The organism is Endozoicomonas sp. ALE010 (assembly GCF_049310165.1).
Classification (GTDB): domain Bacteria; phylum Pseudomonadota; class Gammaproteobacteria; order Pseudomonadales; family Endozoicomonadaceae; genus Endozoicomonas.
Genome location: NZ_JBLYNV010000049.1, coordinates 1 through 15,397 on the forward strand (window position 1 = coordinate 1; position 15,397 = coordinate 15,397).

The window sequence follows — 15,397 nt, forward strand, 5'->3', positions numbered from 1 at the left end:
CATAGCTACGGCTATGCTCCCTACGTTGCGCCTTGCATAGCAACTGCCCACTTAGCCAGAAATATACGATTCCATTTGGCCAACTACTTAACGGGCGTGAATCAATATTTGAAGAATTCATGCCATGCCTCCAGTAATTGCTCATGGTGTTCGTTTACGCGCTTTTTCAGCTCGCGGATTTCACGTTCTGAGAATCTTGAGGAGCTTGTGTCAGGTTTACAGGTTTCAGCCAGAATTTAGCCAGAGCCTTGTTCAATGAAAATAGTAATTCATGGCAAACAGCACACACGCCGTCAGCATCATGCCGAGAAAGGTGATGATGAACTGGCGGTTGCTGTTGGCGTACAGTTCGGTGGATTTGGCCTGTTGCTCCACCATGGCTTTGCGCCATTCCACGTCCACTTTTTTCAGGGCTTGCTCCAGCCGGATGATGTCCTTTTTGGCAGACAGGCGTGAGTCGAGAATCAGTTTTTCCAGCCGCAATACGTCTTGTTGGGTGGCAATATGGTCAGGACTGAGGGAGGCGGCGACGGCATGGGCGGTTTCTTTGCTGATGCCGATTTCTATGAGGTCGCTAAACAGTTTGTCGTCCATTGGTTTGTTCTCAGTCTGTCTGACAAAAAATTATAGCAGGTGATCCGTGAAAATAAGCATTGGTACACAAGGCTTCCGGGGCGAGTTGCCCGGCGTGGACCTGAACTGCCGGAGAATAACGCCACTGTGGCCCGAAATTGCCGGTTGTTGACCGGGGCCATTATGCCCTTGCGTGCGCCGTTGGATTACGGTGTGGTGCAAAAGAGTGGCACACAGACGGCTCAGGGTAGCCAGTCCTCATCCAGCAGTTGTTCCCATGGCCAGGGACAGGCTTCAGGAAAACTGGTGTCGGTGAGCCATTGTTCATGGGGCAGGTATTGATTCATTTGTTTAATGGCACGTTTTTTGGCGTAAGGGTAGCTGGTTACCACCGCTTCATCCTGGTGGCTTTTCAGATACGGATGTTTATTGAGCAGCCGGCTAATCTCACCACGGGCAGAATCAATACTGTCAAACCAACTGCGAAATTCCTGCGGCTCATACCGGCGTGGGTTGATGACTTGGGTCTGGTAATGATGTTTCAGCAAATGAAGTAACAAATTGACCAGGTGCGATTCCAGTTCATCAACGAAATCCCCCATGCGGTACTCCATGGTATGCAGAAGGTTATCAATATCCAGCTCATCGAAACGGCGTTCGGCCAAAAGTGTTCGCTGAAGGGCAAGCCATTTGGGGTAATCGCTGTGGTAAAGCGGATATTTGCTGTTTTCCATTCTTTGAATCCTTTTATTCACTGCCCACCAGTTTAGGAGGCTGTCCGAGAATAGACTGCCCAAAGCCTGAAGAATTCACACCCTGTCTTCATTCCCTTGCGGAACATCTTGTTGTGGAACCACATCCGTACTCTCAAATATCTTATCCGCAGATGCCGCCACAAACCCCTGGTAAAGTTGACCGTTGGCCATTGGGTAGCGCCGGGCGAACTCGTAATAGCAGCCAGGGACTTTCATGGTGGTGTCATCAAAGGTCACGTCCACCGCTTTGGCCAGGGTTGAGGATTGCTCCAGCAAGACGTCCGGGGAGCCTTTGATCAGGCCGCCACTGGTATTCATGTCATACCCTTTATCCAGCAGCAGTTGATTGACGCTTTGAATATCCGGGTGTGAACTCAAATGGTTAATGGATACCGTAAAGTGATTGGGGCGAAAGCCATGGGCCGCTACCCAGGAGGCGTATTCGCTCTCTACTGCCAGGGTTTCGTATTGGTCAGAGGTCAGGCTCCAGGGGCGACCGGAGTAGCAGAAATTCTGATGGGCGACAGTGGCTTCCGGTACCTGCGTTACCAGGTCATAAATTATGTCCTGGCAGTTGTCTGGCAACTCTTCTACTTTCAGCTCACTGATAAAGACTTTGGGCAGGGTTTTATCCGGGTGTTGAAAATATCGGGCATAAAGTTTCTTGGTGGGAAACTGATAGTCGTCAACGGGTTGATAGCCTGTTTCAACAAAAGGAAGAGCGAGGTTATTCAGTGCCACTTTTTCAAGATTGTAGGTGCGCAGGGCGATATGGTCGTTGATGACCTGACCGTGATTCAGATCGGCAAAGAGCTGGTGAATCGGTTTAGCATCGGGGGTCAGGGCAAGGTAGTCCTGCCACATGGCGTCCAATAGTTGCTGGATAGTGAGTTGCATGTTGATGCTCCCGTGTTGAATCAGTCATTTTTACCCGGAATTTTGCCATGACTACTAGGAGGCTGTCCGAGAATAGACTGCCCTACTGCGGTTGCGATAAATTGGTCTAAAAATTCCTGCTTCTTCGTCAAATAGCCCCGCTATTCTCCTCAGAAGCAGAAATTTTTATCCTCAATTTCTCGCAATCCTCGCTACGGGCGCTATTCTCGGACAGCCTCCTAGGTCGTCTTCAGAAATGACCGGCTTTTCAGGTTATCCATAACAGAATGAGTCATTAATCGCTCTTTAACCAGTTCATATTTTCTCCCGAGGCGCTGGCATGGGCCAGACTTAATAATAATGCCGCACTGAGCCTGGCTCTTGGCACAAGGCTTTTGACGTTTAAATATTCCTGATCACTGTGGATCGCTCCTCCCTGAACCCCAAGCGTATCGATATTGGGAATCCCGGCTGAGGCAAGGTTGTTACCATCGCAACAACCGCCCGTCGGTTTAATGTCCAGGGGAATACCCAACTCATGCCCGATGTTTTTTGCCAGTGTCAGCAGTTGTTTATTGGCAGGACTGAGTACTTTGGGCTTGCGCGTAAATCCGCCATGCAGTTCCAGTTGAATGCCATCGCGCTGATTGATGCTTTCGATGATCTCGCTCAGCTTTTCCAGGCACCACTGTTCATCATCCGGCTGTTCCAGGCGGATGTTAAACTTGTGAATACAGCGATCAGGCACGATGTTGGTCGGGCCACCACCATGAATGTAGCCGGGGTTAAAGGTGATCCCGGGTTGTTGACCATTCAGGTCGTCCATGGCGGCAACAAAATCACAGAGGGCTCGAATGGCATTGCGCCCCAGGTGATGTTCACGGCCTGCATGAGCCGCTTTGCCATGGCTGACCACGGTAAAATTTCCACTGCCTTTGCGTTGCCCGGCCAGGTTGCCATCGGGAAAGCAGGGCTCGAAGATCATGCCCAGATGGACGTGTTGTGCAGCCTCTTGAATCAGGGGGGCTGAGCCGGGAGAGCCAATCTCTTCATCCGGGTTAAACAGTATTTCCCAGCCGATCTGTTCAGCCCATGGGCTTTGCTCAAGCACTTCCAGCGCCTTGAGCATTACCAGAATACCGCCTTTTAAATCAGTAACCCCGGGGCCATTGATGGTGTCATCATCCAGCCAGCGGACCTTTTGAAAAGGGCTGTCTTTTGGAAAAACCGTATCCATGTGACCGCACAGAAAGACCTGAAGAGGTGCTTCAGGGCGTTTGCGAATTCTTAATGCATCACCTAGTGGGTGCTGAATGATTTCTCCGCTGTCGTTTACCACCTTCCATGGGTTTACAGGTATGCGTTCATGGTCTTTTGATAAGTCAGAGGTCAGGGTCAGGAGCTGTTCCAGCACCTGGTTGACACCGTCACGGTTAAGGCTGCCAGAATTTATTTCTGCCAGTTCAATGGTTCTGGCCAACATTTCATCATGCTGATTATTGAGTAAATCCAGCCAGGGGAGAATTTCAGGGGGAAGGGTTTTTGCTGGCTTAACCATACGACATTCTCATTCTGTTTTTACTTCGGGTATGGAGTGTCAGATCAGGCAGGGTATGCATTCCCACGCGCAGCGCGGGAACGAGAAGTACCTCTGCCGACATGGCGAGGCGTTCAGGGCTCTCAGGCAGAAACCACGGTAGCAACCGCTCGTTCCAGCCGTGCCATACCCTCGTCAATGTCTTCATCAGGAATAATAAGTGATGGTGCAAAGCGCAGGACATTCGGCCCGGCAACCAGCAGCATCAGCCCTTCGTCTGCTGCAGCGGCAAGAATGTCTTTACCCTTTCCGTGATACTTCTCAACCAGTTCAGCGCCAATCAGCAGGCCTTTACCCCGCACGTCAGCAAAGATGCCATATTTGCTGTTAATCGATTCCAGGTGCTTACGGAAGCGGTCATGCTTGTTACTGACGTTAGCCAGCAGTTGTGGGTCATTAATGGTTTTGATCACTTCCAGGGCTACGGCACAGGCCAGTGGGTTACCGCCGTAGGTGCTGCCGTGGGTACCAAAACCAAAACTTTCCGCTACTTTGTTGGTGGTGAGCATGGCACCGATCGGGAAGCCTCCACCAAGGGATTTGGCGCTGGTCAGAATGTCCGGTGTGACACCAAGGCCCATATAGGCAAAGAGTTGGCCGGTTCTGCCCATACCGGACTGGACTTCATCTAAAACCAGCAGGGCATTATGCTGGTCACAGAGCTCTCTGACCCCTTTGATAAATTCAGGGTCAGCAGGAATAACCCCACCTTCACCTTGGATAGGCTCAGCGACAACAGCGCAGGTACGGTCAGACATCAGGGCTTTGAGTGCCTCAAGGTCGTTGTAGGTGGTGTGCAGAACACCGCCGGGAACTGGCTCAAAGCCCTCACAGTATTTCTTTTGTCCACCGACGGTCACAGTAAAGAGTGTTCTGCCATGGAACGATTGGTAGAATGAGACGATCTCATGCTTATCCGGGCCAAAGTTATCGTACGCGTACTTTCTGGCCAGCTTAAACGCGGCCTCATTGGCTTCTGCACCGGAATTACAGAAGAAGATTTTGTCCGCAAAGGTGTTGTTGATTAACTGTTGAGCCAATTCGAGAGCCGGTTCATTGGTATAAACATTACTCAGATGCCACAGTTCTTCACCTTGCTTTTTCAGGGCATCAATCAGGGCCGGGTGGCAATGTCCCAAAGCATTGACGGCGATGCCGCCGGCAAAGTCCAGATACTCTTTTCCTTCCTGATCCCAGATTCGTGACCCTTTCCCACGCACAGGCACCATGGCTTGGGGCGCATAATTGGGAACCATAACCTGATTAAAGGTTGAACGATCGACGGCGTGCTCTAACATGCTATTACCTCCTGGTTATAGTGGGCCCGGGAAATTCCACCGCTTCGGTGATTCTCTGAAGTTCGAACGGCTCATTCCTGTTCGAATAGCTGCTCAAATGGCTAAAGCCCGCTTTTATCATTTATACGAGTAATTCTACACAAGCCTCAAGAGTTTGTACGGGTATATTTTCGTTCTTATAGGTTTCTCCCCTGCATTTTTCTAAACAGGTAATAAAGTACTGGTACTACCGCTAGAGTCAGCAGTGTGGATACCCGCAGGCCGCCAATAATTGTCCAGCCTGTGGGTGACCACACCACCGAGTCGGACAGTGTCAAGGGCCGCAGAGCTGGCAAACGGTTACACCAGCCGCAGGATGACCGGATCTCTGGTTTTGTTGACTTGTTATCGATGCATACATTTCCCGGAAGAACTTCATTCACGAGGGGGTTATGGCATTGAGAGGAAAGGCGTTGGAACCACTCTCAGCAGAGAGTGGCTTTACAGGCTCAGCGAAAGCGCTTGCTGGCAATCTCTGCCTGCTTTAATTCATGCTGAATAGCACCGTAGATCTGCTGAAACTCACTGTCATAGCGAACCAGGCTTTGGCTGAACTCGGGCATTAACTGAGCCATTGACTCGCCGGTATTCTCCGGGAGTGTCTCCGGGATCAGTTTGATCGCTTGAGTTAAATGGTATTCCGTTTGACGGACAAAGGTCATCAGGCGCTCATACTCTGTGCCCATGTTTTGCAGGTCCGGTTTTCCCCCTGAACGGGAAAGAGCCATTGCATCAAATACCTGCTGAAGTCGCACATCGTACTCTGCCAGAGCGGCATTCACTTGCTTCAGCTGGCTAACCTGGCCTGCATCCACCGCAGCGCCAACCGGAGCGACAGGGGCTTCCTGAACACTATTACTGGCATCGATAACTGCCACTTCGGGCTGTTTGCCAAGCGCCATATCCGGGCGAAACGGATTGGCAGCCGACAGGTTGGCCAGCAGGTTTTCTACTTTATCGAAATCCATCTCCAGCATTTTGGGGAGCTCCGTCAGCTGATTGGTATAGCTGGTTTCAACTTTATCCTCGGCAGCCGCCTGGACTGAAGGGCCTATCTGCGGGTCTCTAACAGGGTCGGGTTGGAATGGGCGGTTATTGATCTGATCCGTCAGTGACGACGACATAGCACGTTCTCCTTTTTGGCCATTACCTAAAGATTAGTTGATAGTTTTTTTCTATCAGTTTGCTTGTGTTGTTTTATTTTTATAATTGATAATCATTCTCATAGAATAAAGCCAATAACGACGAAAAATTATCAAGACCGGAGAACACCATGGCTAAAACAGTTTCTTTTGCAGCAGTCCACTTTTGTGTTGCGTTTTCAGTAGGCTACCTGATGACCGGTGATGTTATGATCGGTGGTGCCCTGGCGATGGTTGAGCCTGCTGTGAATACAGTGGCTTATTATTTTCACGAAAAGGTCTGGAATCGATCTGAAAAGGCCAGCCCAAAGACTGCCGACACAGCTTTCAACCCGCTGAAGGCTCTTAATCAGCTGAGGGCTCTCAACCCACTGAAGGCTCTGAATGCATAGCAATAGCTCCCTTATTCAGACCTTCAAAAGCGACGACCCGGATGGTTTTACCTGGCTTTCGCTCCGCCAGAGAGCGGGCAATATGGCTGGCAAGCAGTTCAACCGTGGAATCGGTATCGATGATATAACAGTGAGCACTTGGCAGGCTGAGTTCGAAGTAACCTTGTTTGGCCGTGTAGCTGAATCGGTAATGATCCAGGTTGTTGTCCGTGAAGGAGTCCTTTAGATCCTCTTTTGTGGCTACATAGATGTCACGCCACTTTGCTGCCCACCATGCCTCCAGCGCCTGATCCCGCTGTTCATCGACAAAAACCTGAATCTGTGAGCGATGGCCATGGGCAATCCGCTGGCAATCCCCATCGTGTTTCTTCAACCCATGGCTGTAGTGATAGTAAGCCCCGCCAATCTCCTCAGGGTATAGCCTGAGTTCAACCCTGGTAACATTGTCTGGCAGCTCCTGTTGTACGGCATCCTCCAGAAAGGGGGTGAGTAACTCCGGAGTGATCGTTTCGGCATCCACCAGCAACACAGCCTGTGCCGGTGCTGAACAGGTAATCTCCCCACGACGTGATTTGAAGCTGACAACTAACTGATCTTTGTTATGGGTAATGGAAGTTGCTTCTGCCTTCAGGGGAATCAGAAGGCGGTGATCCGACAGGCTGTCCAGTAAGGCTTTAACCTGTTTCTTTACATGGCCAAAATCAAACACCATGCCCTGATGATCAAGCTCACCACCCAGCACCACATCCACAAGCCAGGTTTCACCCACCAGTCCTCGCGTTGGACAGAGGTAACTGAAGTCCAGGGTAGTCAGCTGGTTTACGAACAGAGCCTGCATATTACTTCCACAATCAATAATGGTGAATGGATTTGAAAATCATCTGATTTTGGAACGAACTATTCAAATTATCCACAGGGGCAGAGTAGGCCAGGATCCCGAAAACAGCCATAAGCGGACTCATGCCCATATAAGTAGTTAACCAAATGAAATCATATATTTCTGACTAAGTTGTCAGTCACTCCCGGCAACTGCTCCTGCGTTGCTCTAGCTCCTGCATCCATGCAGTCGTGCGGCGTTGCAACTCCGGTCACATAGCTACGGCTATGCTCCCTACGTTGCGCCTTGCATAGCAACTGCCCACTTAGCCAGAAATATACGATTCCATTTGGCCAACTACTTATGGGCATGATGAATTTGATGGGTATAAAGTACTGTTTACGCTTGCTACAGAACAGCCCCGCGATTATCTTCTCCTACCGGAAAGGTCAATACGTATCAAAAGGAGTCAGGCTTGAGCCCTGTTATAACCCCGGAAGAACTGGTGTTTGATGCCGAACATATCTGGCACCCCTACAGTAAGACCATTAATCGGGTGGATATGTTCCCGGTGGTTGGGGCCGAAGGTGTCTATTTGCACCTGAATGATGGTCGCCGGGTTATTGATGGCATGTCTTCCTGGTGGTGCATGGTGCATGGCTATAACCATCCTGAAATGAATGCGGCACTAAAGCATCAGATTGATGATTTCTCCCATGTGATGTTTGGTGGCCTGACCCATAAACCGGCGATTGACCTGGCAAAAAAACTGGTGGCCATGACCCCGGAACCGATGCAAACGGTGTTTTTTGCTGACTCCGGCTCTGTGGCTGTTGAAGTCGCCATCAAAATGGCCATGCAATACTGGATTGCCCGGGAGCGACCTGAAAAAAACAAGATGCTGACCGTCAGGGGCGGGTATTACGGCGATACAACCGGTGGCATGTCTATTTGTGACCCAGATGGCGGCATGCATCACTGGTTTACCGGAATTCTGCCACAGCACTATTTTGTCTCCCGCCCTGAGTGCCGTTTCGGTGAAGCTTTGGCAGAGAGTCATATTAATGAGTTGCAGCAGATGCTGGACCAACGGGGAAGCCAGCTGGCGGGGGTGATTATTGAGCCCATTGTTCAGGGTGCCGGAGGCATGTATTTTTATTCCCCGGAATATCTGGTGCGTCTGCGCCAGCTGTGTGACGACTATGAAGTTCTGCTGATTCATGACGAAATTGCCACAGGGTTTGGTCGTACCGGCAAGCTGTTTGCCTGTGAGCATGCTGGCGTTGTTCCGGATATCATGTGTGTCGGAAAGGCTCTGACGGGTGGTTACATGACGATGGCGGCAACCCTCTGCTCCGAGCAGGTCAGCCGCACCATTTCTGAACATGGTCCGTTTATGCACGGCCCCACCTTTATGGCCAACCCACTGGCCTGTGCTGCCGGTAATGCCAGCCTGGAGATTTTATCCAGAGGCGAATGGCGTGGTCAGTTGACGGCGATTGAACAAACGCTCAGAGAAGACTTGATGCCTTGTGTTGACCTGCCTGCTGTTGCTGATGTCCGGGTGTTGGGTGGCATTGGGGTCGTGGAGTTGCAAGAACCGGTGGTGATGTCTGAAATCCAGCCGTTGTTTGTTGCAGAGGGCGTTTGGGTCCGGCCTTTTGGCAAGCTGGTGTACGTGATGCCACCCTACGTCATTTCCAGCGATGAGCTGAAAGCACTGTGTCGCGCTATTTGTCGGGTGCTTCATCGGGTTAGCCGCTGAACCGGTTTGCCGCAAGAGCAGTAGCCAGCTAACTTTCATTTTCACACTATTATTTAACCGTAACTTAAAGGAGTATTCCTGATGGGCGCTGGCCTTCCTAAAACCCCGGAACAGTTCCACAAAATTCCCCATGCACGACTGGCGATTATCGGCAGCAGTTGGCACAGTGACTGTGTCGATGCCATGATTAACCGGGCTCAAAAAGAGCTGCTGGCACTGGAGGTCAAGCCGGAGAATATCTCAATTCACAAAGTCCCGGGCTCACTGGAACTGCCGCTTGCGGCACGAATTCTGTTTGAAAAAGACCCTGAGCTGGATGCTATCCTGGCGTTTGGTGTGGTTCTGAAAGGGATCACCAGTCACGATGAAATGGTACTTCATGGTGTATTTGAAGGATTCATGGATGTCACAGAACGCTTCGGAAAACCTGTGATCAATGAAGTCATCGGAGTAGATAGCGTTGAGGACGCGCAAAAAAGAGCCGGTGATGATCACATGAACAAGGGCGTAGAGGCAGTCTACGCAACCTCTGAACTGTTGCACTGGATAAACCAGATTAAAGGAGATAAAACTTATTGAACCTGGTACAAGGTTTCAAGGCAATTGATGGGTTCCATCTATTATTGCCCCCCAAACTCCGTTCGTCCTGAGCGGAGTCGAAGGACGCAAACTCCATACCCTGATAAAGACTGTGCCAATCACCCTTCGTCCGTTCATCCTGAGCCGAGTCGAAGGGTGCTCAGGGTGAACGGAGATTGTGCGCATCAAACTCATTGAAAGGATGTACTAAGTCGGATCACTGCCATTGTGGTCCACCTGGCTCTCTCCCTCTGCCAACCCCATAGCGGGTAACAGGTCTGCGTTCACCATAGCGGTTACACAAGAGTCTGACCACACGTTAATGGCACTCTCGAGCATATCAATCAACGCATAAAACGGCAGAATAATAACCAGCAGTTGCAGTGGTACTCCCATCGCGGCAAGAAATGCGCTGGATAACATATAACACCCCATGGGCACACCGGCATTACCAATGGCGGCAATACTGGCAATGACGATCCATGAGAGTAACTCCAGGGGTGAGAACATGACGCCATTACTTTGTGAAACAAACAGAACCGTTATCAATATGAAAGCAGCACAAGCGTTCATATTGACAGTAATGCACAAAGGGAGGCTGAAACGGGCCACTTTACTCTGAACCCCCATGTTTTTTTCAGCGCAATCAACCGCATAGGGCAGAGCCGCCGCCGACGATTTGGCGAAAAAAGCCACGGTTAGCGCTGGCCACATGGCTCTCATGGTTTGCCAGGGAGAAATGCCTTTGAATTTCAGCAACAGCGGCAACATAAGGCCAGCCTGTACGATATTGGCCAGCACCACGCACAGCAGATAAAGAACAAGGTCCTGGAGAACCTTCTGACTGTGCAGATCGTGGATAAACTGGTTAACAAATGCCCAGACCGCCAGAGGCATAAGTTTCAGGATCAGGCCGGTCATCTTCATGATGGCAGCAAACATACTGTCAAAAAAGGCATGCAAAACAGCCTTGTGCCGTTTTTCCAGAGCCATAATGGCAGCACTGAGCAGAAGGGCCAGAAACAACACGCCCATCACATTATGAGTGTAAAAGGGCTCGATAAAACTGGCAGGAATCACGCCGAGCAGATAAGACCAATAACTGCCAGAGGGGCCTGAAGGTTCGGTGGCTCCGGCTAATGCATCAGCCTTTCCCGCCGGAGCAATGAATAAGTAAAGGACCAGGGCAACAGTAGCGGCAATCAGGGTAGTGATCACCGTGTATTTCAGAACCTGACCACCCAGGCGTTTTACCTCTGACGCTTCGCCCATTCCGGACAGAGTGGAAACCAGGGCAAAAAAGATAATGGGGAGGCTGATCAGTTTCAGCATGCGTATAAACAGGTCGGATACCACATCACCGGCCTGATTGAGTGCATTCAGGTCAAGCCATCCGGTGATAACTCCGAACAGTCCGGCTATGAGTAGAATCATAGTGCCATTTATAATGGGTTGTTTTTCCGTGTTTTTGTTACCTGGCTGCATAGCTTTTGGGGTCTGTCTACTGGATTGAACTCTGAGAATAGACACGATTTTTACGGGTTATTATTTTGTTTTGGTATTTACATAGTCACTATTGGTAGAGATAGCTTTATTCCTCGGACAGGCTCCTAGTCAGATTGACTGTTATTTGGTCGGCTTTATGGGGGCAGTTTGACTGACTTCATTTATTAATTTAATGAATAATTTTTCGCTCAATTATTTTTGCGGTGGAATATTCTTTTGGTACTTATGACCAGTTTTTTTTTGACTACACTACCTACCTCAAAGGCCCGTGCAGCTGAACACTAATGATTCCATAAAGTGACGCCTGCTGAATTACTGAGGAGTAGTAACGTGTTGAGACAAATCCACTTTTCACTATCCATCGCTGAGCCAAGGCCCGGGCTGACCCGAAAAAAATGGATCTATCATAAATATTCCCTGATCCCGGAGGTCTTTTCCAAAGAGGATTCAGATGATGCGGATGAGTACATACAGGAATGGAACTTTCCCCATCCCGGGCAGAAAGCATTTCTGCGGGTTGATCCTGCTGGCCTGGTCAATGCCAGTGTGGCTCTGATGCAGAAAATGAGACTTCAGTCAGGGAGGCGAACCTTTTCAAGGTTGTGAGATGCTGCGATCTAAATAAGCCGTTCGTGATTATTGCTGGCCATGGTAGCCCACTGCATATAAGGAAAGACCCGACAGAAAAATAATATTAGAATCCTGGCCGAACATAGCAAACTACTGTGAAGGTCAAATGACAAACCAACCAGCCTTTATCCGGCAGACTTTCCCTGTTGGGCCTCTGCAATGTAACTGTACAATTATTGGTGATCCGGTCACCCGTAAGGCATTTGTCGTAGATCCCGGTGGCGATCCTGACATTATTATGACCAAGCTCCGGGAGCTGGATCTACAGGTTGTCGCGCTTATCCACACCCATGCTCATCTGGATCATTTCCTGGCCAGTGGCGACATCAAAAAACAGACCGGTGCGCCCATCTATCTCCATCAGGGGGATAAGTTCCTCTGGGACAACCTTGAAATGCAATGCCGTATGTTCGGTGTTCCTTATAGCCCGGTTCCAGATCCTGATTACTGGTTAACAGATGATGAAGAACTGCCGTGCTGTGAAGGTGTGGCCATGCACACTCCGGGGCATACGCCCGGCTCCATGTGTTTCTGGTTTGAACAGCCAAAGCTTCTGATCGCCGGGGATACGCTGTTCCGCCGGTCAATTGGGCGAACAGACTTGTGGGGCGGAGACTACAAAGCCATTGAACGATCGATCAAACAAAGACTCTATACGCTGGACGAAGAAGCCATTGTGGTCACCGGACACGGTCCTGATACCACAATAGGTGAAGAAATTCGTGAAAATAGTATTATTCGCGGCTGATTTGCTTAGGAAAACCATTATGTCATTGAAAAGATTATTTGCCGTTGCCACCCTGTTGATGGGGTCTTTGCTGGCAGGCTGTCAGACAACCAATCCCTACACCGGTGAACAGCAGGCCAGCAAGTCAACCAAGTATGGCCTTGGTGGTGTTCTGGCGGGTGCTGCGATTGGTGCTATCGCCGATGGTGGTGATGGTGCACTGAAAGGTGCCATCATCGGTGGTGCGGCAGGTGCCGGTTATGGCCATTATCTGGATCGACAGGAAAGAGTACTGAGAGCAGAGCTGGAGGGAACCGGCGTACAGGTATACCGCCAGGGTGATGAGCTGAAACTGATTATGCCATCCAATATCACTTTCGACTCCAGCAAATCCGATATCAGATCGGCTTTCTATCCGGTGCTGGGTTCTGTGTCGAAAGTGTTCAGGGAGTACGACCGTAACATGATCGAAGTGGTTGGTTATACCGACAGTACCGGAGGGGATAAGATAAACGTACCTCTCTCCCAGGACCGGGCTGACAGTGTTGCTAACTATATTGCTTTTCAGGGGGTCAGCGGTGACCGCATTGTTGCCTATGGCCGTGGCTCTTCAGACCCTATTGGCAGCAATAAAACCGCTGAAGGTCGTGCCAAAAACCGTCGTGTAGAAATCAACCTTCTTCCCGTCCAGCCGCGATAAAAAAGAGTCGGAGCTCCCCTGGCGATTGCACAGGGGAGGGCGCGAAAGGTAGAGTGCTTTTTTGAAAACACAAAGGACGCGAAGAGCACGAAGTCTTTGAAAAGATGACTTCGTGAGCTTGGTGTCCTTTGTGGTTTAAGGCTTGTGTCACTTTCGCGACAACCTTTCTTGCTAATAGCCAATTGGGTAACGACTTCGGTATGGTGCTCGAATCAGCTCAACTTTTTATAAAAGAATAATAAAAAAGTGCCTTTAGATAACAGAAAGTCGATCGTTTTTTGATCTAAGTCAGTTCATAAGGTAAGCAAATGTATCAAAATCTCGCGCCCAAATTCAGATGATCAGAGCTGTCTTGGCAACGTTTTTATATTTTTTTTAAAAAACGGCAACTAAAGGTAAACAGGTGCAAAAAGCATTCTCCCTTCTACAAAAAATCGGGCGCTCGCTGATGCTGCCCGTGGCAATTCTGCCCGCTGCCGGTATCCTGCTGGGGGTAGGTAGTGCAAACTTTTCAATCTTTCCTGAAATCTTGAACCATATCATGGCTCAGGCGGGGGGGGCTGTTTTTGGTAATCTGCCTCTGCTGTTTGCTATCGGCGTGGTACTCAGCCTGACGGATAACGATGGTGTTTCTTCTCTGGCAGCGATTGTAGGCTATGTGGTTCTGCTCGCTACCATGGGGGTTATGGCCAACACTCTGGGTATCGAAACCAAAACCATCATGGGTATCGCTTCTATTGATACCGGTGTGTTTGGCGGCATCCTGGTGGGTATTCTGGCATCGGTCATGTTCAACCGCTTCTATAAAATCCAGCTGCCTGAGTACCTGGGCTTTTTTGCGGGCAAGCGCTTTGTGCCGATTATCACCGCTTTTGCTGCTATCGTGATGGGTGTGGCGCTGAGCTTTATCTGGCCACCCATCGGTAATGCCATTGATGCTTTTGGTAATTACGCCGTTGAAGGTAATCCTGTGACCATGGGCTTTGTCTATGGCTTTATCGAGCGTCTGCTGATTCCATTTGGTCTGCACCATATCTGGAACGTACCTTTCCAGTCTCAGATGGGTGAGTTTGTCACTGCTTCTGGCGTTGTGGTGAATGGTGACATTCCACGTTTCTTTGCCGGTGACCCGACTGCTGGCTTCCTGGCGGGTGGCTTCCTGTTCAAAATGTTTGGTCTGCCAGCGGCGGCGATTGCCATGTGGCGCAGCGCGAAAACCGAAAACCAGAAAGCGGTGGGCGGTATTATGATGTCTGCGGCTCTGACCTCTTTCCTGACCGGTATTACTGAGCCTATAGAATTCTCCTTCCTGTTTGTTGCGCCAATCCTGTACGGAATTCACGCACTGCTGGCAGGTATCGCATTTGTGATCACCAACTTCTTCGAAATCAGAATGGGCGGCTCGTTCTCCCACGGTCTGATTGACTACGCCCTGTCATTCAGCATTGGTACCAAACCAGCCATGATTCTGGTATGGGGCCTGGCTTACGCGGCGCTGTATTACACCGTGTTCACGCTTGTCATCAAGATGTTCAACCTGCGTACACCGGGTCGTGAACAGGAAGCAGAAACCGGGAATACTGCTGAAGCTGGCAGTGAGCTGGCCAGAAAATTGTTCATCGCTTTTGGTGGTCAGCGCAATATCAAGAGCATTGACGCCTGCATCACCCGTCTGCGTGTCACTGTGGATAAGCCAGAGAATGTGGATGTTGAAGCCATCAAGGCTCTGGGTGCCACCGCTGTGCTGGTGGTAGGCCAGAATATGCAGGCCATCTTTGGTCCACGTTCTGATCAGATCAAGACCGAGATGAACGAGCTGATGAAAAGTGGTCAGGCTCCGGAAACCGGCGAACTGGCCCTGGCCTGATAGTTAAGCTCGATAAAAGAGCAGTAAATGATTGTCTTTGCAGCCGTGCCCACGTTTATCGTGGGCACGGTTTTTTTTATTGGCAGGAAGGATAAATTACCGGTTTGTGGAGTCTAATGGGCGGCTAAATAACA

At 50.0% G+C, this 15,397-nt stretch carries 15 protein-coding genes; 7 read left to right on the plus strand and 8 right to left on the minus strand.

What is annotated here, in order from left to right:
* Positions 1 to 252: 252 nt before the first annotated feature.
* The 6 genes from ACO6UY_RS17820 to ACO6UY_RS17845 form a co-directional block, all read right to left on the minus strand.
* Positions 253 to 594 (minus strand): hypothetical protein, encoded by a 342-nt coding sequence (locus tag ACO6UY_RS17820; protein ID WP_422450239.1) that lies wholly within the window; start codon positions 592 to 594, stop codon positions 253 to 255.
* Between the two features lie 221 nt (positions 595 to 815).
* Positions 816 to 1,307, minus strand: coding sequence for a DUF29 domain-containing protein (locus tag ACO6UY_RS17825; RefSeq protein WP_422468973.1), 492 nt, complete (start codon positions 1,305 to 1,307; stop codon positions 816 to 818).
* Between the two features lie 75 nt (positions 1,308 to 1,382).
* Entirely contained in the window at positions 1,383 to 2,225 is an 843-nt protein-coding gene (locus ACO6UY_RS17830) for a DUF1338 domain-containing protein (protein WP_422490795.1), read from the minus strand.
* 274 nt (positions 2,226 to 2,499) lie between these two features.
* Entirely contained in the window at positions 2,500 to 3,762 is a 1,263-nt protein-coding gene (locus tag ACO6UY_RS17835; RefSeq protein ID WP_422490797.1) for a hydrolase, read from the minus strand.
* Between the two features lie 122 nt (positions 3,763 to 3,884).
* Complete coding sequence (locus ACO6UY_RS17840) at positions 3,885 to 5,099, minus strand: aspartate aminotransferase family protein (RefSeq protein ID WP_422450243.1); 1,215 nt, start codon at positions 5,097 to 5,099, stop codon at positions 3,885 to 3,887.
* Between the two features lie 488 nt (positions 5,100 to 5,587).
* Positions 5,588 to 6,262, minus strand: a complete 675-nt coding sequence (locus tag ACO6UY_RS17845; RefSeq protein ID WP_422450244.1) for a hypothetical protein — start codon at positions 6,260 to 6,262, stop codon at positions 5,588 to 5,590.
* 149 nt (positions 6,263 to 6,411) lie between these two features.
* Between ACO6UY_RS17845 and ACO6UY_RS17850 the strand changes: the two genes are divergently transcribed.
* Positions 6,412 to 6,672: a DUF2061 domain-containing protein gene (locus ACO6UY_RS17850; RefSeq protein ID WP_422450245.1), complete on the plus strand. Its 261-nt coding sequence runs from the start codon at positions 6,412 to 6,414 to the stop codon at positions 6,670 to 6,672.
* On the opposite strand, the gene ACO6UY_RS17855 is transcribed toward ACO6UY_RS17850, so the two are convergent.
* A complete protein-coding gene (locus tag ACO6UY_RS17855) occupies positions 6,644 to 7,510 on the minus strand; it encodes a 6-carboxytetrahydropterin synthase (protein ID WP_422450246.1) in 867 nt (288 codons plus the stop codon). The genes ACO6UY_RS17850 and ACO6UY_RS17855 overlap by 29 nt on opposite strands.
* A gap of 454 nt (positions 7,511 to 7,964) precedes the next feature.
* Here ACO6UY_RS17855 and bioA point away from each other — a divergent pair, with 454 nt between their 5' ends.
* Positions 7,965 to 9,254: an adenosylmethionine--8-amino-7-oxononanoate transaminase gene (bioA, locus tag ACO6UY_RS17860; protein WP_422450247.1), complete on the plus strand. Its 1,290-nt coding sequence runs from the start codon at positions 7,965 to 7,967 to the stop codon at positions 9,252 to 9,254.
* An 81-nt stretch (positions 9,255 to 9,335) separates the two neighbouring features.
* Positions 9,336 to 9,833, plus strand: a complete 498-nt coding sequence (gene ribH, locus ACO6UY_RS17865; RefSeq protein ID WP_422450248.1) for a 6,7-dimethyl-8-ribityllumazine synthase — start codon at positions 9,336 to 9,338, stop codon at positions 9,831 to 9,833.
* Between the two features lie 207 nt (positions 9,834 to 10,040).
* Here ribH and ACO6UY_RS17870 read toward each other — a convergent pair whose 3' ends face one another.
* Positions 10,041 to 11,267 carry a dicarboxylate/amino acid:cation symporter gene (locus tag ACO6UY_RS17870; protein ID WP_422450249.1) on the minus strand — a complete coding sequence of 409 codons (1,227 nt, stop codon included), beginning with the start codon at positions 11,265 to 11,267 and terminating at the stop codon, positions 10,041 to 10,043.
* A gap of 402 nt (positions 11,268 to 11,669) precedes the next feature.
* On the opposite strand from ACO6UY_RS17870, the gene ACO6UY_RS17875 reads away from it, so the two are divergent.
* From ACO6UY_RS17875 to ptsG, 4 genes are all read left to right on the plus strand, one after another.
* Positions 11,670 to 11,945: a hypothetical protein gene (locus tag ACO6UY_RS17875; protein ID WP_422450250.1), complete on the plus strand. Its 276-nt coding sequence runs from the start codon at positions 11,670 to 11,672 to the stop codon at positions 11,943 to 11,945.
* Positions 11,946 to 12,075: 130 nt separating this feature from the next.
* Positions 12,076 to 12,717, plus strand: coding sequence for an MBL fold metallo-hydrolase (locus tag ACO6UY_RS17880; RefSeq protein ID WP_422450251.1), 642 nt, complete (start codon positions 12,076 to 12,078; stop codon positions 12,715 to 12,717).
* Between the two features lie 19 nt (positions 12,718 to 12,736).
* Complete coding sequence (locus tag ACO6UY_RS17885) at positions 12,737 to 13,396, plus strand: OmpA family protein (RefSeq protein ID WP_422450252.1); 660 nt, start codon at positions 12,737 to 12,739, stop codon at positions 13,394 to 13,396.
* Positions 13,397 to 13,799: 403 nt separating this feature from the next.
* Positions 13,800 to 15,263, plus strand: coding sequence for a PTS glucose transporter subunit IIBC (gene ptsG / locus ACO6UY_RS17890; RefSeq protein ID WP_422450253.1), 1,464 nt, complete (start codon positions 13,800 to 13,802; stop codon positions 15,261 to 15,263).
* Positions 15,264 to 15,397: the final 134 nt, after the last annotated feature.

Coding starts and splice junctions, on each gene's coding strand:
- ACO6UY_RS17820 (WP_422450239.1), bottom strand. CDS start 594: ATGGACGACAAACTGTTTAGCGACCTCATAGAAATCGGCATCAGCAAA.
- ACO6UY_RS17825 (WP_422468973.1), bottom strand. CDS start 1,307: ATGGAAAACAGCAAATATCCGCTTTACCACAGCGATTACCCCAAATGG.
- ACO6UY_RS17830 (WP_422490795.1), bottom strand. CDS start 2,225: ATGCAACTCACTATCCAGCAACTATTGGACGCCATGTGGCAGGACTAC.
- ACO6UY_RS17835 (WP_422490797.1), bottom strand. CDS start 3,762: ATGGTTAAGCCAGCAAAAACCCTTCCCCCTGAAATTCTCCCCTGGCTG.
- ACO6UY_RS17840 (WP_422450243.1), bottom strand. CDS start 5,099: ATGTTAGAGCACGCCGTCGATCGTTCAACCTTTAATCAGGTTATGGTT.
- ACO6UY_RS17845 (WP_422450244.1), bottom strand. CDS start 6,262: ATGTCGTCGTCACTGACGGATCAGATCAATAACCGCCCATTCCAACCC.
- ACO6UY_RS17850 (WP_422450245.1), top strand. CDS start 6,412: ATGGCTAAAACAGTTTCTTTTGCAGCAGTCCACTTTTGTGTTGCGTTT.
- ACO6UY_RS17855 (WP_422450246.1), bottom strand. CDS start 7,510: ATGCAGGCTCTGTTCGTAAACCAGCTGACTACCCTGGACTTCAGTTAC.
- ribH (WP_422450248.1), top strand. CDS start 9,336: ATGGGCGCTGGCCTTCCTAAAACCCCGGAACAGTTCCACAAAATTCCC.
- ACO6UY_RS17870 (WP_422450249.1), bottom strand. CDS start 11,267: ATGATTCTACTCATAGCCGGACTGTTCGGAGTTATCACCGGATGGCTT.
- ACO6UY_RS17880 (WP_422450251.1), top strand. CDS start 12,076: ATGACAAACCAACCAGCCTTTATCCGGCAGACTTTCCCTGTTGGGCCT.
- ACO6UY_RS17885 (WP_422450252.1), top strand. CDS start 12,737: ATGTCATTGAAAAGATTATTTGCCGTTGCCACCCTGTTGATGGGGTCT.